This is a genomic window from Streptomyces sp. NPDC012510, from assembly GCF_042955065.1.
Classification (GTDB): domain Bacteria; phylum Actinomycetota; class Actinomycetes; order Streptomycetales; family Streptomycetaceae; genus Streptomyces.
The window spans coordinates 87,419-106,748 of the sequence record NZ_JBIBEN010000003.1 but is presented as its reverse complement, the minus strand read 5'-3'; the positions used below and the strand labels follow the sequence as shown (position 1 = coordinate 106,748).

Genomic DNA, 19,330 nt, shown 5'->3' with positions numbered 1-19,330 from the left:
GGAAGAGAGCGACGGACATGCGCAGAACACCCCGAACCCTGCTTGGTGGGGCGGCCGCGACACTCGCCGCCCTGGCCCTTCTCGGGCAGCCCAACCCCGCCCATGCCGCGGACACCCCCTACGACGTTCTCGTGTTCTCCAAGACGGCCGGTTTCCGGCACGACTCGATCCCGGCAGGGATCCAGGCCGTCCGCGACCTCGGCGCGGCGAACAGTTTCACCGTGACGGCCACGGAGGACGGCAACCACTTCACCACCAGCAACCTGAGCCGTTACGAGGCGGTGATCTTCCTCAACACCACCGGCGACGTCCTGAACGACGCCCAGCAGTCGGCGTTCCAGTCGTACATCGGATCGGGCGGCGGCTTCGTCGGCGTCCACTCGGCCGCCGACACGGAGTACAACTGGCCGTTCTACGGCGAGCTGGTCGGCGCCTACTTCGCCTCGCACCCCGCTGTCCAGCAGGCCAACATCAAGGTGGAGGGACGGGCCCACGCGGCGACCGCCCACCTGCCGCAGACATGGACACGCACCGACGAGTGGTACAACTTCCGGACCAACCCCCGTACCACCGCGCGCGTGCTCACCACGCTGGACGAGTCGTCGTACTCGGGCGGCTCGATGGGCGCCGATCACCCGCACACGTGGTGCAAGACCCACGCGGGGGGCCGGTCCTTCTACACCGGCGGCGGGCACAGCCAGGCGTCGTACGCGGAGCCGGCGTTCCGGGCGCACCTGCTCGGTGGCATCCGGTACGCGGCAGGCCGGACCAAGGCCGACTGCCGGCCCGAGACCGGCTATACGGCCCTCTACAACAGCTCGACCACCGGATGGTCGCAGGCCGGCCCGGGTGGCTTCACCAACTCGGACGCCACCCTCGCCTCGCACGGGGGCATGGGCATGCTCTGGTACAGCGCCCGGCAGTTCACCAACTACTCGCTGAAGCTGGACTGGAAGATGCCCGGCGACGACAACTCCGGCGTGATCGTGGGCTTCCCACCCACCAACGACCCGTCGTCGGCACTGGACAACGGCTACGAGGTCCAGATCGACGCCACCGACGCGCCTGACCGCACGACCGGCTCGATCTACGCCGTCAAGGCCCCGGACACGGCTGCCCGGGACGCGGCGCTCAACCCACCGGGCGAATGGAACACCTTCGAGGTGCTGGTGGAGGGCGAGCGGCTCCAGGTCTGGCTCAATGGCGTGAAGATCAATGACTTCACCAACACCGACCCCGCCCGCTCGCTCGCCGGCCACGTCGGCATCCAGAACCACGGCACTGGGGACGACGTGTCGTTCCGCAACGTCCGGATCAAGGAACTGGGCGGCAGCCCGCCACCCACCCCCGGCGTGGGTCCGGTCGTGGGGCTCGCGGGTAAGTGTCTGGATGTCCGTGACGGCAGTTCGGCGGACGGGACGGCGGTGCAGATCTCGTCGTGCACGGGCTCGGCGGGGCAGCGGTGGACGGCGACGCCGGGGTCGACGGTCAAGGCGCTGGGCAAGTGCCTGGACGTCAGCGGCAACAGCACGGCGGACGGGGCGAGAGTCCAGTTGTGGTCGTGCCACGGAGGCGCCAACCAGAACTGGCAGGCGCACCCGGACGGGTCGCTGCGGAACCCGCAGTCGGGCAAGTGCCTGGACGTGTCGGGCGCCAACTCCTCCGACGGCACCCTCGCGCACCTGTGGACCTGCCACGGCGGAGCCAACCAGAAATGGAGGCTGCCCCAGACCTGAGCTGACGCGGCACGCTGGAAGGGCCACCTGCCACTGTGCGGTGGCCCTTCCGGAGTGAAGGCGGCACGTGATGTCACGTACCGCCTTCACTCGTGCGCCTATGCTCGCGTCCAGCGCTGGTTGGCGCCGTCGTGGCAGCTCCACACGATGACCGCGGAGCCGTTGGCGGTGCTCGCGCCGTTGACGTCCAGGCACAACCCGTTCTGAGCGTTGCGGATCGTGCCGTTGCTGTTGATGGCCCACTGCTGGTTGGCGCCACCGTCGCAGTCCTGGATCTGCACCCGTGTGCCGGCGGCGGCATTGGCCGGGACGTGCACGCACTTGCCCAGCACCTGCAGCGCCTGACCGTTCTGGGTGAACTGCTGGTTGGCGTTGCTGTGGCAGTCCCAGACGATCATCGGTGTGCCGTTGGCCGCGTTTGCGCCGTTGACGTCCAGGCACCGGCCCGAACCCTCGTTGCGCAGCCGGAACGTGGTCGGGTTCGGCGGCGGGGTGGGCGTCGAGTCGTCGAACTGCGTGAAGAAGTTCCACACCACCGCCCGGGTCCACGACCTCTCACCCGGTTCGTAGTCGCCGGGCGATCCATCGACAGGACCGGGCGTATGACCCGCGTCGAACGCCGCCCATGCCACGGGGTAGCCGGCGCGGCACCCCGAGTAGGTCGTGACGACATGCGTGAGGCTGCCGCGTGCCGGCTCCGGCGGGTTCTGGGGAGTGCAGCCGTTGTTCCGCACGAACCTGTCACGCAGCGAACGACCCGTGGAGATCGGGAGCACCGGGTCCCGCAAGCCGTGCAGTCCGATGTACGCGACCGGCTGGGTGCCGCCGTTACACCCGCTCAACTGTCCGCCCGCGTAGACGGCGACCGCGCGGAACACTGTCGGCCGGGCGCACGCGAGTGCGAAACTCATGCCGCCTCCGTAGCTGAAACCCCCGGCGAAGCGCTGGTTGGTGTCGACACACAGGCCGGCGTCGATCTGCCTGATCATGTCGTCCACGAAGGTCAGATCCTGGCCATTGGAGTTGGCCCAGCCATTCCCGAGGCCCTGGGGCGCGACGAAGATCGTGCTGTCGTTCGAGATCGCCCGCAGGCCGTAGTACGACCAGGGGTATCCGCTGGTTCCGCCCGAGTCGACGTCGCCTGCCGTGCCGCCGTTCCAGTGGAAGCCGAAGAACAGTCGGTACGGGCGGTTGTTGTCGTAGTTGGCGGGCACCCGCAGGATGTAGTTCCGCGTCCTGCCGCTGCTCTGAATCGAGTGCGGACCACTCGACAGCGTGGGGGGCTTGCCGCATCCGGCGCTCGCGGTGAGGGAGGGGGCGTCGGCGGCGGCGGATGTCATCGTGATGCCGCTGATGCCGACAGCGGCGAGCAGGAACGTGGTGGCTACTGCGATCAGCGTGCGCCATCGGTGACGATTGTTGCCTTGTCGCATCACGTTTCTCCATTCATGGAGTAGCGAACTCAGCGGTAGCCGGCGGCGACGATGTTGGCCTGCACCGCGCTGTCCGTTGCGTCGGACGGGTATCCGGACACCATCGCGCCCTCGTAGAAGGTGCCGGCGCTGAGGTTCGCGCCGCCGCCGGGCTTGCAGCAGTCACCGCCGCTGCCGAGGATGATGGCGCCCTGCTTCTTCATGGGGCTGTAGCCGGGCGGAAGCGCGCCGTCCCAGAGCGTGGTCAGGTTTCCGGTCTGGGAGTTGCCACCCTTGAGCGCGAAACGGCTCGTCCCGTTGTTCTTCAACATCGCCGTCACGAACTTGCTGGTGAACGCCCGCTGGTTCGGGTTCCAGGTCTGGCTGCCACCGGAGTAGAGCCCCCATTCGAGGTCGGCCTGGACCCAGGGGCCCCTGCCGGCGCACCCGCCGAACCAGCACTGGGTGCTGAAGTTGATCGCGTCCATCGCCCCGGCCGCGTCGGCCGCTCGGGTCGTCTCACTGTTGCCGTAGTCGAAGCAGCAGCCGCCGTTGACATGGGTGCCGCTGGTCACCATGTACATGCCTTCGGGTGCGCTGCCGGTCGGCACGCCGGTCAGGTGGCCGTCCCGCCAGTAGCTGTTGCCGGGGTTGATGTAGAGCGAGTAGGCCTTGCTGCCGCCGACCGCCAGGGACTCCGACGTCGCGGTCGCCGGGCGGCTCTGGGGGGAGCCGGGGACCACACTCGATCCCTGGTACCACAGGTCGTTCCCGCGGCCGGACTGGTCGTAGACGACGGTGATGACACAGGTGGTCCCCGCGCAGAACGAGTCCTGCGTCGTCGCGTCGGCGGTGCCCCCCGCGCTCAGGACGCCGATGTTCCGGGTCGTGCTGTCGGACGAGCGCCGGACCTGGTAGAGGTTGCCGTTGTAGGTGCCGTAGAGCGCTCGTACGGTGCTGTGGGCGGCGATGCAGGGGGTGCCGCCCGAGGCGTAGATGTCGCACGTGCCCGCGCCGCCCGGCACCGGCGGGTCCGGCGGCGGGGTCGGCGAGTTCCACTGCTGGTTGGTGCCGCCGTGGCAGGACCAGAGGGTGATCCTGGTGCCGTTGGCGGTGCCTGCGGCGTTGGCGTCGAGGCACAGGCCGGACTGGACGCCGGTGATGGTGCCGTTGGGGTTGACGTTCCACTGCTGGTTGTTCTGGCCGTTGCAGTCCCAGATGATGACGGCGGTGCCGTTGGTGGTGCCGCGTCCGCTGGCGTCGAGGCACTTGTCGCCGTTGACGGTCAGTTGTTTGCCGGTCGTGTAGGTCCAGGTCTGGCCGGCCGCGCCGGTGCAGTCCCAGAGTTGGGTCTGGGTGCCGTTGGTGGTGCCGGCGCCGGGGACGGTCAGGCAGCGGCCGGACTGCGCGCCCATGACGGGGGCGCTCTGCCCGGGCTCGATCGGTGCCGCCACCGCGGTGGCGCCGACGGCGACCAGCACCAATGCGGTGCCCAGAGCGGACAGCCGTCCGTACCAGCGGGGCCGAGGTATTCGGAACACCATGGCGGTTCCTCACCTGTTCGTAGGGAGGGATGCCCGGCGCGCGACCACGCCGGGCATCCCGTGGGGACGGGCTATACGGCGGTGAACCGCCACTGTTGGTTGGTGCCGCCGTGGCAGCTCCACTGCAGAAGCTGTGCGCCGTCGGCCGTCGAGCCGCCGTTGACGTCGACGCACAGTCCACTGGGGAGGCTTTTCACCGTGTACACGCCCACCGTGGTGGTCGGTGTGACGAGGAACTTCTGCGGGTCGCTGTTGTTGCAGGTGGACTGCTGCAGGAACGCGCCCTGGGCGGTGGACCCGCCCGTGACGGCGAGGCACTTGCCGCTGTGCACCGCCTTCAGGTGGACGGCGCCGCCACCGGCGTCGACGGCCTGCCACTTCTGGTTGTCGGCGCCGGTGGCCGGCCACTGGACGATCTGGGCGCCGTCAGCGGTCGAGGCGCTGTTGGCGTCCATGAATTTGCCGCTGTGCTGCGCCGCGACCGTCCAGGTCCGACCTGCCACGCCGCCCCCGCCGCCGTTGCCCGGTTCGCCGACCCCGTTGCCGCCGAAGGTGAGCGAGTCGAGGTCGAACCAGTTGTTCGAGGTGCCCTTGAACACCAGGTAGAGCGGGTGCGAGCCGGAGAGATCGGCGGTGTTCACCGCCGACGTGGACTGGTAGTTGTTCCAGCCGCCGGTGCTGGGCACCGTTGTCGTGGCCAGGAGCGTGCCGGTCGGGGAGTCGGCGCGCAGTTCGATCGATCCGCCGCCGTTCGGAGACGACAGGCGGTAGCGCACGCTCGTGACGCCCGACAGGCTCATCGGTTTGAACGCGATCCAGTCGCCGTCGGAGATGTTGCCGACCCGCTTGCCGCTCTCCGCGCCGGCCTGCTCGACGATCTGCACACCCGACTGGTCCGTGTGGAACTCGGCCTGCTTGTGCTTGGGCTGGAGAATCGCCTGGGCATGGCCGGTGAGCGGGTTCGCACCGCCGGGGCCGCCGTCGTCGGTGTAGCGGGCGTTGAGGACGTAGTACAGGTTGGCGCCCTCGGGGTGCCCGCCCAGCAGCGTCGTGTCGATGGTGCCCGAGCACCCCGGATGGTCCGTGGTCTCATGCTGGTGGTCGTCGTGGCCGAGGGCGGGGTTGACGAACACCTTGGCGCAGTCGATGGGCGCGCCGCCGGGGTCCGAGACGGACACCTTGTACGGGACGCGGTCGCCGAAGTCCAGCATGCCGCCGTTGGACGGAATGGTGACGGTGACGGTCGGTGCCGTGTTGCCCACGGTGATGGGCACGTTGGCGAAGGCCGTCCTGCCGGTGTTGTCGGTGACCTTGAGCTGGGCGGTGTAGTTGCCGTTGGCGGTGTAGGTGTGTGACGGGTTGGCCGCCGTGGACGTGGTGCCGTCGCCGAACGTCCAGTGGTGGCTGAGCGTGCTGCCCGGATCCGGGTCCGTGGACCCCGCGCTGCTGAACTGCACGTTCAGTGGCGCGTCCCCGTTGGTGGGTGTTCCGGTGGCTTTGGCGATCGGCGACCGTCCGCCGTGGTTGTAGTCGATGCGGTACAGACCCGAGTCGTTGTTGCCACCGGAGAAGTTGTTGCCCCACTCGAGCAGGTACAGCGAGCCGTCGGGCCCGAACTCCATGTCCATCGGCTTGAGGAACTTGGCGGCGGGCATGAAGGGGTTGGTCCGGGTGACCGCGGTCGCGGAGTCGAAGTGGACCTCCTTGACGGTGTGGCGCGACCACTCGTAGAAGAAGTGGACCCCGTCGTAGTAGGGCGGGAACTTCGTCTCGGACGGGTTCGCGGCGTTGTAGCGGTAGACCGGTCCGCCCATCGGCCCCGAGCCGCCGGAGCCGAGCTCGGGGAAGTTCGGTGAGACGCCGTAGCCGTACCACATGTTCGGCGCGACGATCGGCTTGAGGCTGGTCAGGCCGGTGTTGTTCGGCGAGTTGTTGACCGGCGCGTTGCAGTTGAACTTGGCGCCGACGACACGGGTGTCCGGGTTGTAGGGCGCGTAGGCCTGGTTGTCGCCGTGGCAGAACGGCCAGCCGTAGTTGCCCGGGGCCTTGATGACATTGAGCTCGACGAGCCCTTCGGGGCCGCGGTTGGTCGTGGGCGGGTTCCGGTCCGGGCCGTAGTCGGCGAGGTAGACCCACCCGTTGTCCGGGTCGATCGAGAAGCGGAACGGGTTGCGGAAGCCCATCGCGTAGATCTCCGGCCGGGTCTGCGCCGTGCCCTGCGGGTAGAGGTTGCCGGCCGGGACGGTGTAGCCGCCGTCGGCCGACGGCCGGATGCGCAGCAGCTTGCCCCGCAGGTCGTTGGTGTTGCCGGCGGTGCGGGCGGCGTCGAGGTTGGCCTTGCCCGGCCGCCAGTCCAGCGGGGCGTAGCCCTGCCAGTTGGAGTCGAGGTTCGGCGGGACGTCGTCCCCGGTGCCGATGTAGAGGTTCTTGTCGGGGCCGAACTCGATGTACCCGCCCGTGTGCCCGGGTTCGGCGAACGTGCGGTCCCGGGTCGCGGGGATGTCGATGATCGTCACCTGGCTCGACATGTTCAGGGTGTCGCCGGTGAGCGTGAACCGGGAGACCCGGTTGATGTCGTTCGGGACTCCGGCCGGGGAGTGATACAGGTACACGTAGCCGTTGTCGGCGAAGTCGGGGTCGAGCGCCAGTCCGGTGAGGCCGTCCTCGCCGCCGGTGTAGACGCTGAGCGTGGCGGCTGTCACGGTCCTGTTGGTGGTCGGTTTGAAGATCTTCAGCTGCCCGCCCCGCTGGACGTAGAGGACCCGCCCGTCCGGGGCGACCGCGAGGGCCATCGGGTCCGCGGTGTTGTCGTCGAGGGTGCGCTTCTCGAAGTTGCTCCACACGGTGCCGCCGCAGTCGCCGGGCTCCTTGCCGGCCGCCCACTTGACGCCCCCGAGGACGTGGTTGCGGAAATGGGTCTCGCTGTACGCCGCGCTGGTGTGCCCCATGCCGGTGGCCCACACCCGGCCGCCGCCGGTGTTGCGGCACCAGGAGATGGGGTGGTCCGGCCCCATGGCGCGCGGGCCGGGGTTGTACGTGCGCTCGTCCGCGGTGACCAGGACATGGACGTCGCCGCGGGGGTTGCGGTCGAAGTTGTACCACTCCTCGCTGCGGTTCCAACGGTCCGGCAGGCCGGCCGTCGACGGGTGTTTCTTGTCCGCGACGATCGCGGTGCCGCCCAGCACGCCGGGGGAGTGCTCCGGCATGTGCGCGCCACCGTTGATGGTCTGGTCCCACCACGGGTACTCGTTCTCGATGCCCATGTCCGTGGCGTTGTGGATCGCGACGATGCCCTTGCCGCCGGCCAGGTAGCCCTCCACCGCCTGACGTTGGGACGCCGTGGTCCACACCATTCCCGAGGTCTGGAACATGATGAGTACGTCGAAGGTGGCGAGATTCGCCGGGGTGAAAACGCTCGAGTCCTCGCTATGGACCAACTCGAAGTTGTTGGCCGCCGCCTGCTCCCGGAACATCGCGAGGCCGGCGGGGATCGAATCGTGCCGGTAGCCGGCCGTCTTGGTGAAGACCAGGGCTCGGAAGGCCGGCGCCGCTGACGCCGGTGGGGCGATGACGAGCGACAGGAGCACGCCCGCGATCGCCCCGAAGATTAATATGATGCGACGCAATGCCGTCTCCTATTTCGGCGGAGCAACGATGGCATGACCACGGGCACGCACCGGCCGCACCTCCGATGCGCCGGAGTGCCTGGGCGCGTCGCAGGCACGCGTGTGCCGTCAGCTCGTCGTCCCGTCCGCCGTGACGGACAGTCAATTCCCTACGGAAGAGTCAGGGCGTCACACCAGATGCGACCGTCTCCCGTGGTCTGCCGGCCAGCATGCAGCGGCGTATCGCAACAGTCAATATGGATGTGGTGCCGCCGATTCCATAACACATTTTGCGCATCAATCGTCGTGGTTCGGTGCGCGACTGTCGTCGGGCCGATTCCGTAACGCATTTTTCGAAGCAATCTTCATGGTTCGGCGCGCGACTGTGGACGGGTCGATTGGATAACAGGTTTTGGCGTATCAATCGCTGTCGACTTATCGCCGACCCACATCGAGCAGTTCGAACGGCGAACGTCTCCCACGGTGATGTCCGGTGGTATTGCCAGGCGCTCATCGAGGCATTTACCCTCGGGGCCGCAATGTCGCCATCGCGTCCGGCGAAAGTTCGCGGCTTATTCGACGAAAGCTCGCGAGCGGGAACTGTCATTCCAAGCCGGCCGTACCCGAACGCTTCAGCTATCGGTGACGCAATCCTGCTGACGACGCGAATGTAGAGGGTCCCACGATGTCTGGCCTGCCGCCGCCGCTGCTCGCTCTGCGAGGCATCGGCAAGTCGTTCCTCGGTGTACGGGTGCTCGATGGCGTCGACCTCCAGGTCCGGCCGGGCGAGGTGCACGCGGTCGTCGGCGAGAACGGCGCCGGCAAGTCCACGCTCATGAAGGTGGTGTCCGGCGTTCACCAGCCCGACGAGGGAACCGTCGAGTTCGCCGGCGCACCGCGGACGTTCCGCAACCCGCGTGAGGCCCAACAGGCCGGTATCGGCATCGTCTACCAGGAGCTGACCCTGCTGCCCGAGCGCACCGTCGCGGAGAACGTCTGTCTGGGCCGTGAGCCCCTGCGTCGCGGGCTCGTCGACCGTAGGGAGATGCTCAGCCACACCGCGCGGCTCCTCGCCTCGATCGGGGAGGGCTCGTTACCGCCCGACACGCGCGTGGGACGACTCGGTGTGGCGCAACAACAGGTGGTCGAGATCGTCAAGGCGCTCGCCCTCGACGCGCGGCTGCTCATCATGGACGAGCCCACCGCGGCTCTCGCCGACCACGAAGTCGACCAGCTCTACGCGCTCGTACGGCGGCTGCAGGAGCACGGGATGGGCGTGCTGTACGTCTCGCACCGCCTCAAGGAGGTCTTCGACCTGTCCAGCCGGATCACCGTGCTCAAGGACGGCCGGGCGGTGGCCACCCTGGACACCGCGGACACCAGCGCCGATCAGCTGGTGCGCCACATGGTCGGCCGCGAACTGTCGAATTACTACCCCGCCCCGGCGAAGCCGCAGGAGCCGGGCCCGGTGCGGCTGACCGTCCGGGGCGGAGGCAACCGGAAGCTGCGCGGCATCGACCTACGGCTGCGCGCCGGCGAGGTGCTCGGTGTCGGCGGCCTGCAGGGCTCCGGCCGGTCGGCGTTGGCCCGCGCACTGTTCGGCGCCGCACCGTTCAGCACCGGCCAGGTGACCGTCGACGGAGCGCCGGTCCGGCTGCGCTCGCCCCGCGCCGCGATGCGGGCCGGTATCGCCTACGTCTCCGAGGACCGCAAGGGGGAGGGGATCGTCGCCGGGCAGTCGGTGCTCGACAACGCGCTGTTGGCCGGCCGCGCCGTCCGCCCGGGCCGGGCCGGCCGGCGTGCCCGGACCGCGCGGGTCCGGGAGCTGCTCGCGGCCGTGGAGCTTCGCGCCGCGGGGGAGGACCAGGAGATCCGTTTCCTGTCCGGGGGCAACCAGCAGAAGGTCGTGTTGGCCAGGTGGCTCGCGCTCGCCCCGAGGATCCTGCTCTTCGACGAGCCGACCCGCGGCATCGACGTGGGCGCCAAGTCGGCGATCCACGAGCTCCTCCGCCGGCTGGCCCGCGACGGCGCCGCCGTGCTGATGGTCTCGTCCGAGCTGCCCGAGCTGCTCGGCATGAGCGACCGGATCATCGTCATGCGCGACGGCCGGATCACCGGCGAGCTACCCGCCGGCGCGACGGAGGAGGATGTCGTCGCCCTGGCGGTCGGCACCTTGGGGGAGGCGGCCGGATGAGAGGCGCCCTGTCCCTGCCGGCCCGGCGGACCCCGCCCGGTGTGTTCGTCGCCCTGGTCCTCACCCTGGCGACCGGTTGGCTCATCGTCACTCTCGATGGCGGCCGGTTGTTCAGCCTGCCCACGACGGTGAGCCTGCTGCACGTCGCCGCCGGTCTGGGCCTCGTCGCGGTCGGCCAGACGCTGGTCATCGTCGGGGGCTCGCTGGACCTGTCCGTGGCGTACGTGGTCAGCCTGAGCACTCTCGTCGCCGCCGAGAGCATGGCCGGTGACGACGGTGCGCTGCTGCCGGCGATCGGTCTGACGCTCGCCGTCAGCGCCACGATCGGCCTCGTCAACGGCCTGCTCGTCACCACGGCGCGCATCAACCCCTTCATCGCGACCGTCGGCGTCGGACTGCTGCTCAAGGGATACCTCGACAACGGATACGACGGTCCGGCCGGCAAGACAGCACCCGCCCTGGTGCAGGGCCTGGGGTACCAGCGCGTCGGCCCGGTGCCGCTGTCGTTCCTGTTGCTGCTCGCCGTCGCCGCCGCGGCCTGGTTCGTGCTGGCGCGCACCCGCTTCGGCCACCACCTGATCGCCGTGGGCGGTGACCCGGAGGTCGCCCGGCTCTCCGGCGTGCGGGGCAGCCGGGTCCTCGTCACCGCCCATGTGCTGTGCGCCCTCTGCGCCGGCCTCGCCGGGGTCTACCTCGCCAGTCGGCTCGGCGCCGGCGCGCCGAGGGTCGGCACCGAGGGACTGTACGACCTGGAGTCGATCGCCGCGGTCGTGCTCGGCGGCACCGCCCTGGCCGGCGGGCGCGGCGGCGTCGTCGGCACGGTCGGCGGCGTGCTGCTGCTCGCGAGCATCGACGCCATCTTCAACCAGCTCGAGGTCGACGCGTTCTTCAAGCAGGTGATCCGTGGCGTGGTCATCATCGCGGCGGTCGCCGTCTACGCCCGCCGGGCGATGCGAAAGGCGTCCTAGCATGCGGATCGCGCGCCCACAGCGGCTCCTCACGTTCCGCTCCGGCGGTCTCGCACCGATCATCGTGATCCTGACGGTGCTGCTGGTTCTGCTGACCGCCCGCCAACCGGACTTCCTCTCGCCGCCGTCGCTGATGTCGTTCCTCGGCCGCTCCGCGCCGGTCGTCCTGCTCGCCGCCGGCCAGTACTTCGTGATCGTCTCCGGCGAGTTGGACCTGTCCGTCGGCTCTCTGGTCACCGCGCAGGTGGTCATCGCCGCCCGGCTGATCGACAGCGATCCGTCGGCCGGCTGGCCTGTCGTCGTGCTCCTGCTCGCGTTCGGCATCGCCGTCGGCCTCGTCAACGGCCTCGTCATCACGCGGCTGGGCGTGCCGTCCTTCATCACGACCCTCGGGATGTTCCTGATCCTCGTCGGTGCCGTGTACCTGTGGTCCGACGGTGCCCCGAAGGGCGGCCTCTCCGAGGGGTTCCGCCGACTCGGCCGGTCGGCGTTCGAGGACGTGCCCGCGCTGGGCCGGATCCCGTACGCCCTGGTCATCCTGCTGGTGGCGGCCGCATCGGCGCTGGTGCTGACGCGTTCGGACTTCGGCCGCACCCTGGTCGCCGTCGGCGGCAACCCGCGGACCGCCGAGCTGAGCGGTGTGCGCGTGTGGCGCGCCAAGACCATGGCGTTCGTCCTCAGCGGACTCGCCGCCACGCTCGCGGCGATCCTCATCGGCGGGTACAGCGGAGTGTCGTTCCAGGCCGGTGCCGGCCTCGAGTTCGGCGCGATCACCGCGGCGGTCCTCGGCGGTGTCGCTCTGGGCGGGGGCCGCGGTTCGGTCGTCGGCGCGATGCTGGGCGCGCTGACCCTCGAGACGCTCTTCACGCTCATGAACTTCTACGGCGTCTCCGGCGCCCTCAAACCGACCGTCCAGGGCGCGATCATCCTGTCCGCGGTGGCGGCGGCTTCCTTCCGTTTCCCGTCCAGATGAAAGGGCTTCAGTGAGGCATTCCATGACGGTGCTGGCCGTGAGCACCTTACTGGTGCTGGCCGGCTGCGCCACCGACGAGCCCACCACCGGCGCATCGGGTTCACCCTCCGCGGGCACCGGGTCGGGCACCGGGGAGCAGTCGAAGTTCTTCGTGAAGGCCGACTACGACAAGCAGCTCGCGCTGCTGGACGCCGCGCCCACCGGGCCGGCCGGCAAGCCCTGGGAGCAGGCGCTCAACCCGACGATGGTGAAGACCGCGAAGTACAAGAAGCCCGGACCGCACAAGATCTGCTTCTCCAATGCCGGGCTGAACAACCCCTGGCGCCAGGTCGGTTACAAGACCATGCAGGCCGAGGTCGACACGCACCGCGGCCGGATCTCCGAGTTCGTCCACGTCGATGCCGAAGGCAAGGACCAGAAGCAGATCGCCGACATCAACGACCTGCTCGGCAAGGGCTGCCACGCGCTCATCGTCTCGCCGAACACCACCGCGACGCTCACCCCGGCCGTGGAGGCCGCCTGTCACAAGGGCCTGCCGGTCGTCGTCTTCGACCGCGGCGTCGACACGACCTGCCCGGTGACCTTCATCAACCCGATCGGCGGCTACGGATTCGGCCACGTCGCGGCGGAGTTCGTCACCCAGAAGATGAAGCGGGGCGGCAAGGTGCTCGCGCTGCGCATCCTGCCCGGCGTCGACGTGCTGGAGACCCGCTGGTCCGCGGCGAAGGTCGCCTTCGACAAGGCGGGCGTCGACGTCGTCGGCGTCGAGTTCACCGACGGCGACCCGGCCAGGACGAAGAAGATCGTCAACGACTACATCCAGCGGTACGGCACGATCGACGGCGTCTGGATGGACGCCGGGGCGGTCGCGGGCGCGGCGGTCGAGGCGTTCGAGGACGCCGGCAAGCCCGTGCCGCCGATCAACGGCGAGGACCAGCTCGACTTCCTGAAGCTGTGGAAGGACAAGAAGCTCACGGCGATCGCCCCGACCTACCCGACCTACCAGTGGCGCACCCCGATCATCGCCGCGCTGAAGATCCTCGACGGCGAGCAGGTGCCGAACCCGTGGAAGCTGCCACAGCCGACCATCACCCAGGACAACCTGGACGAGTACGTCGACCCCACCATGCCGCCGCTGCACTACGCGATGTGCGGCTGCACCGACCTGCCCGGCTACCCGCAGCGCTGGAAGTAGTCCGGTGTACACCATCGGTGTCAACCCGTGGGTCTGGGCCTCGCCGGTCGACGACGAGGCCATGGCCGAACTGGTGCCGCGGATCGCCGCGTTCGGTTTCGACGCGGTCGAGCTGCCGATCGAGCGACCCGGCGACTGGGACCCGGCCCGTACCCGGGACCTGCTGGCGGCCTGCGGGCTGAACGCGGTCGGCGTCTGTGCGGTCACCTCGCCCGGACGTGACCTCGTGAACGCCCCGCCGGAGGTCATCGCCTCCACCGTGGCGTACCTGAAAACGTGTGTGGACAGTGCGGTGGCCGTCGGCGCGCCCTGCGTCGGCGGCCCGGTCTACGCCGCGGTGGGCCGGACCTGGCGCATGTCACCGGGGGAGCGCGTGGCCTGCTACGCGGACGTCCGCCGCGCCCTGCGGCCGGTGGCCGACTACGCGGGGGAGCGGGGCGTGAGCATCGGCGTGGAGGCCCTCAACCGCTATGAGACGAGCGTCGTCAACACCGTCGAGCAGGCGGTGGAGCTGATCGACGGCCTGCCCGCGAACGTCGGTCTCATGATCGACACCTACCACATGAACATCGAGGAGGCCGACCCCTACGAGGCGCTCGTCACGGCTGGTCCGCACATCAAGCACGTGCAGGTCAGCGGCACCGACCGCGGCACCCCGGGCGCCGACCACTTCGACTGGCCACGCTTCCTCGCCGGCCTGGCCACGACCGGCTACGGCGGCGCGCTGTGCATCGAGTCGTTCACCGCGCAGAACGAGGCCATCGCCACCGCGGCCTCGATCTGGCGGCCGCTCGCCCCGTCGCAGGACACCCTCGCCCGTGACGGGCTGTCCTACCTCCGAACTGTCCTGCGCGGACTGGAAAACGCTCCCTTGACCGGATGAAAGGGGTCGCGCCCGCACGCCGAGTAGCCCGGTCGCGCCGTCATCCCCCTTCCGCCCGGGAACCCCCACAAGGAGAAAACGTGTTCACCACTCTCACGATACGAAGGCGGCTGCTGGCCGGAGCCGCCACAGTCGGTTTGACCGCGACCGCCGTGCTGGCGTTCCCCTCGCCCGCATCCGCGGCTCCCCACACCGTGTACGTGTCGCCGTCCGGTACCGGCACTGACTGTTCCAGCGCGCGGCCGTGCTCACTGGCAGCCGCGCAGGCGGCGGTGCGCTCGCTCAACGACGCCATGTCGGACGACATCGTGGTGCAGTTGGCCGACGGTGTGTACCGACTTTCCCAGCCCTTCCGGCTGACGGCGGAGGACTCCGGCTCTGGCGGTCACACGGTCGTGTGGCAGGCCGCCCCGTCGGCGCGTCCGGTGATCACCGGTGCCCGGGCGGTCACCGGCTGGTCGGTGGCCGACGCGGCCAGGAACATCTGGAAGGCCGACGTGCCCGCCGGTCTCGATGCCCGGCAGCTCTATGTCGACGGCGCCGTCGCCACCCGGGCACGCACGCAGGTGAACAGGGCCGATTTCACGGCCTCCAGCGCCGGAATGAGGTTCTCGGGCGGTGCCCTGAGCTATCTGAACAACCTCGCCGACCAGAGCCGGATCGAGGTGGAGAGCGTCAACTCCTTCACCGACCGGTACTCGCCGGTGCAGAGCATCAGTGCGAACTTCATCACGATGCAGCAGCCGGCGTGGAACAACAACAACTTCGGCTACGACACCCTCATGCGGCCACACCGGGCCGGTCCGTTCTACCTGTCCAACGCGTACGAGTTCCTGGACTCGCCCGGAGAGTGGTACCTCAACCCCAGGGCCGGAGCCCTGTACTACATCCCCCGGGCCGGGCAGAACATGAGCACCGTCGGCGTGGAGCTGCCGACGCTGCAGTCGCTGGTGAACGTCGGGGGCACGTACAGCGAGCCGGCGCACCACATCACGTTCAGCGGGATCACCTTCACCGGTACGAGCTGGCTGGGCCCCAGCAGCAACCAGGGTTACGTGGACCAGCAGACCGGCGCGTACATCTCCGGCAACTGGAGCTGGCCGAGCTTCGACTCCTGCCACAACGGCTGCACGCAGTTCGAGGCCGCCCGGCCACACTGGCAGCAGATGCCGGCCGCCGTGCAGGTCTCCGCCGCCAACACCATCACCTTCAGCGACTCCCGGTTCGTCAACCTCGGCCAGACGGCCATCGGTATCGGCAACGACGCCAACGCGCACGCCGGCGGCGTCGGACTGGGCGCCGCCAACATCACGGTGACCAGGTCGGAGATCGCCCGGAGCTCAGCCGGTGGCATCCTCGTGGGAGGCGTGCGCGCCGACGCCCACCATCCCAGCGACCAGCGCATGGTCAACAGGGACATCACGATCAGCAACAACCGCATCCACGACCTCGGGGCGGACTACCGGGGCATCGTCTCCGTCCTGACCACGTACGTCACCAACAGCACCGTCGCGCAGAACGAGGTCTACAACATGCCGTACTCCGGCATGTCGATCGGGTACGGCTGGGGCGCCAACGACGCGGGCGGCAGCAACCACTATGCCAACCGAGGCCTGTACAACTACCAGCCGCGCTACACGACGCCGACCACCGCGTCCAACAACCGGCTCATCGGCAACTACATCCACGACGTCATGCAGCAGATGAACGACGGTGGCTGCATCTACACCCTCGGATGGAACCCGAGCGCGCAGATCAGCCGGAACCACTGCCTGCGGACCAACGGATACTTCGGGGTCTACTTCGACGAGGGCTCGAAGTACTACAAGGCCACCAACAATGTCTTCTCGAACACCGGTACATGGGCGACGGCCAACTACTGGGGTGGCGAGAACATGGGGAACTGGACCCTCACCGACAACTGGTCCACCAACGGCAGCACGAACATCACCAACGGGGACCGCGGCAACGTGGTCTCCGGCAATGTCACGGTCACCAACGGCAACTGGCCTTCCGGTGCCCAGGACGTGATGGCGTCCGCCGGACCGCAGGGCACCACCCCGCCGCCGACAACGGCTCGGCAGATCGTGGGCGCGCAGTCCGGCCGCTGCCTGACCGTCCCCGGCGCCGGCACCACCAACGGCACCCAGACCCAACTCTGGGACTGCACCGGCGCGGCCGGCCAGACCTGGACCTACACCGCCGGCGGACAACTGACCGTCAACGGCGACAAGTGCCTCGACGCCAGCGGACGCGGCACCACCAACGGCACCGCCGTCATCATCTGGGACTGCACCGGCCAGAACAACCAGCAGTGGAACGTCAACCCCAACGGCACCATCACCGGCGTCCAGTCCGGACTGTGCCTCGACGCCAACGCCGCAGGCACCGCCAACGGCACCAGGATCACCCTTTGGTCCTGCCACGGCGGCACCAACCAGCAGTGGGCACTGCGATAGCCGAATGCATCGGCCTCGCTCGCGGCAGGACGCGTCGGTCGGGAGCGAGGCTCGCCTCGCACGCACCGGACACCGCGGGCACCGCACAGGACCTTCGAAACGCCCCTTAACGCCGCAGTCGGGTCGGCTCGCCCGGCCCGCTGCGGCGAACCACCCACGCCTCGGTGATGTGGGTGAACATCGCCTCGGCCGCACCCTTGGGGTCGTGCGCGGCGATCCGCTCGTAGACGCGCCGATGGCCGTTGTTGGACGCGACGCAGAAGGCCCGGCCGGTTCGGCCCATGTAACGGGCGGAGTTGATGACCTGGCGCTCCAGTGAACGGACCACGGCACGGCCGATGCGGTTTCCCGACGCCTGCATGACGGTGTCGTGGAACGCCCGGTCCTCTTCGTGGTACGAGGCGGGGTCGTCGACGAGCTCGTCCATCCGCTCCACCAGACCGCGTAGCTGGTCGATCACCTCGGCGTTCGCCAGGCGGGCGGCGACGTTGGCCATATCGGACTCCAGCACGCGGCGGGTCGCGACGAGGTGATCGAGAATGGCCAGGCTCTCGTCTTCGGCGATGGTCGCGCCGAGGACCAGCTCGTCAAGCATGTTCCACATCGCCGGCGGGGTGACCATCGTGCCGGCGCCCTGGCGGACCTGCACCAGCCCCTTCTCCTGAAGAATCTTCACCGCCTCGCGGACCACGGTACGGCTGACCGAGAAGGTCTCGCAGAGTACGGGCTCGGGGGGAAGCGGTGAACCGGACGGATGGACTCCGCGGACGATCCGCTCCACCAGCTCAGCCGTGACCGCGGCGGCAAGGTTCGGGGGGCGCCGACTCCAGGCGGGGGCCTCGGAGGCCTCTGCGGATGACTGCGGTACTGCCGTCATGACACCCCCTGGGGCCCGTGCCGTACCACGGATGCTGGCCAACTATACGGCATCCGGTTGACGTCATACGTCATACGAGTTACATACGTCATACGAGTTGCGTTCCTCCTCAACCCAATCGCCGGACAGCCGGCCACCTCAGGAGAGCGGGGCAGCAATGAAGCAGCGAACACTGTGGTCGGCGACCCTGGTTGCCGGGCTCGTTGTCTTAGCCGGCTGCGGAAGCGCCTCCGACCCGGATTCGGCGCCCGGTGGTTCGAAGGGCGAACTCGTCGTCTGGGACTGGAAGTCCGGCGACGCCACAGCGTCCTCCTACGTCAAGAAGGCCAAGGCCGACTTCGCCCAGCGGCATCCCGGCGTGACGGTCGAGTTCGTCGCGCAGCCGTTCGAGCAGTACTACACCCTGCTAGGGGCCGCCATCCAGGCCGGCAAGGGGCCGGACGTCATGCTCTTCAACGGCGGCGGTCAGATCCGTGACCGCGTGGACTCCCTTCTGCCCTTGGACGAGTACGTCCGTGAGGACAAGAAGCGGCTGGCCGGGTGGGAGGCCTTCACCAAGGACAGCAAGACCTACGCCGCTCCGGTGACCTTGCAAGGTCACCCGATCTACTACAACAAGTCGCTCTACCGGAAGGCAGGGCTGGACCCGGAGCAGCCGGCCACCAGCTGGGACGAGTTCGTCGCCAACTGCCGGACCATCACCAAGGCGACCGGTGCCAGGTGCTTCGCGCAGGGCAACAAGGAAGGCATCGGTATCCAGTTCTTCCTGTCCGGGCTCGGCTCGGGCGTCCTGTCGCCCACGGAGTACGACGACTGGATCGCCGGCAGACGAGATTGGTCCTCGCCGGCGGTCAAACGGGTCTTCTCGCTCTGGAAAGAGGCCAACGACGAAGGCCTGAACAACGACGGGGCGAACTCGACGGCGATGTTCAACGACGCGTTCGCGGTGTTCCAGTCCAAGAAGGCCGCCCACGTCATCGGGTTGATGTCGGACACCGGACACTGGAAGGACTTCGCCGATTTCCTCGACGCCGGCGATGTCGGCGTCATGATGTCGCCGGTCGTCACGGCCGGCGCCACGCCGAGCCTTCCCTACGACGGCGGCATCGGCTACGCCGTCGCGAAGTGGACCAAGGACCCCAAGGTCGCCGCCGACCTGGTGCGGTCCCTGACCTCGACCGACGCACTGGAGTCGTTCTACGCCGACGCGGGCGCCATCGCGGCCGACCGCACCGTGGACGTCTCGAGCGCCGGCCCAGCCGTCGCCACCATCGTGTCCGAGATCGACCATGGCAAGCCCGCCCTCCACGTGGCCCTGTCGTCCAAGACCGTGGAACTCATGGGGCGGCTGTCTCAGCAACTGCTGAGCGGATCGGTCACGGTCGACGAGGCGGTCAAGCAGCTGGCGGCGTCCGAGCAAGCGGGCTGAGGCCATGTCACCCGTTGGTTCATCGGCCCGCACTGGTCAGGCAGGGCGGGCCGAC

The 19,330-nt window shown here is 68.8% G+C and carries 12 protein-coding genes; 8 read left to right on the top strand and 4 right to left on the bottom strand.

The window, feature by feature from the left end; translation table 11 throughout:
* Window positions 1–17: 17 nt before the first annotated feature.
* The gene (locus ACFY9I_RS05965) at window positions 18–1,736 is read left to right on the top strand and encodes a ThuA domain-containing protein (protein WP_390997226.1); all 1,719 of its coding nucleotides are present in this window, start codon (window positions 18–20) and stop codon (window positions 1,734–1,736) included.
* 98 nt (window positions 1,737–1,834) lie between these two features.
* Here the strand turns inward: ACFY9I_RS05965 and ACFY9I_RS05960 are convergent, their stop codons facing one another.
* The 3 genes from ACFY9I_RS05960 to ACFY9I_RS05950 all read right to left on the bottom strand — a co-directional run bounded on the left by ACFY9I_RS05960 (window position 1,835) and on the right by ACFY9I_RS05950 (window position 8,318).
* Entirely contained in the window at window positions 1,835–3,169 is a 1,335-nt protein-coding gene (locus ACFY9I_RS05960; protein ID WP_390997223.1) for a ricin-type beta-trefoil lectin domain protein, read from the bottom strand.
* A gap of 29 nt (window positions 3,170–3,198) precedes the next feature.
* Window positions 3,199–4,692 (bottom strand): arabinofuranosidase catalytic domain-containing protein, encoded by a 1,494-nt coding sequence (locus ACFY9I_RS05955; RefSeq protein ID WP_390997221.1) that lies wholly within the window; start codon window positions 4,690–4,692, stop codon window positions 3,199–3,201.
* A 71-nt stretch (window positions 4,693–4,763) separates the two neighbouring features.
* A complete protein-coding gene (locus ACFY9I_RS05950) occupies window positions 4,764–8,318 on the bottom strand; it encodes a ThuA domain-containing protein (RefSeq protein ID WP_390997219.1) in 3,555 nt (1,184 codons plus the stop codon).
* Between the two features lie 664 nt (window positions 8,319–8,982).
* On the opposite strand from ACFY9I_RS05950, the gene ACFY9I_RS05945 reads away from it, so the two are divergent.
* From ACFY9I_RS05945 to ACFY9I_RS05920, 6 genes are all read left to right on the top strand, one after another.
* Window positions 8,983–10,491 carry an ATP-binding cassette domain-containing protein gene (locus tag ACFY9I_RS05945; protein ID WP_390997216.1) on the top strand — a complete coding sequence of 503 codons (1,509 nt, stop codon included), beginning with the start codon at window positions 8,983–8,985 and terminating at the stop codon, window positions 10,489–10,491.
* Window positions 10,488–11,459 carry an ABC transporter permease gene (locus ACFY9I_RS05940; protein WP_390997213.1) on the top strand — a complete coding sequence of 324 codons (972 nt, stop codon included), beginning with the start codon at window positions 10,488–10,490 and terminating at the stop codon, window positions 11,457–11,459. The genes ACFY9I_RS05945 and ACFY9I_RS05940 overlap by 4 nt, the downstream gene beginning before the upstream one ends.
* A gap of 1 nt (window position 11,460) precedes the next feature.
* Window positions 11,461–12,432, top strand: coding sequence for an ABC transporter permease (locus ACFY9I_RS05935; protein ID WP_390997210.1), 972 nt, complete (start codon window positions 11,461–11,463; stop codon window positions 12,430–12,432).
* 22 nt (window positions 12,433–12,454) lie between these two features.
* A complete protein-coding gene (locus ACFY9I_RS05930) occupies window positions 12,455–13,627 on the top strand; it encodes a substrate-binding domain-containing protein (RefSeq protein ID WP_390997207.1) in 1,173 nt (390 codons plus the stop codon).
* Between the two features lie 4 nt (window positions 13,628–13,631).
* Window positions 13,632–14,510, top strand: a complete 879-nt coding sequence (locus ACFY9I_RS05925) for a TIM barrel protein (protein ID WP_390997205.1) — start codon at window positions 13,632–13,634, stop codon at window positions 14,508–14,510.
* 155 nt (window positions 14,511–14,665) lie between these two features.
* Window positions 14,666–16,969, top strand: coding sequence for a ricin-type beta-trefoil lectin domain protein (locus ACFY9I_RS05920; RefSeq protein WP_390998053.1), 2,304 nt, complete (start codon window positions 14,666–14,668; stop codon window positions 16,967–16,969).
* 106 nt (window positions 16,970–17,075) lie between these two features.
* On the opposite strand, the gene ACFY9I_RS05915 is transcribed toward ACFY9I_RS05920, so the two are convergent.
* Window positions 17,076–17,846, bottom strand: a complete 771-nt coding sequence (locus ACFY9I_RS05915) for an FCD domain-containing protein (RefSeq protein ID WP_390997203.1) — start codon at window positions 17,844–17,846, stop codon at window positions 17,076–17,078.
* A gap of 157 nt (window positions 17,847–18,003) precedes the next feature.
* Here ACFY9I_RS05915 and ACFY9I_RS05910 point away from each other — a divergent pair, with 157 nt between their 5' ends.
* On the top strand, window positions 18,004–19,275 hold the full coding sequence (locus ACFY9I_RS05910; RefSeq protein ID WP_390997201.1) for an extracellular solute-binding protein: 1,272 nt from the start codon (window positions 18,004–18,006) through the stop codon (window positions 19,273–19,275).
* The last annotated feature ends 55 nt before the right edge of the window (window positions 19,276–19,330 follow it).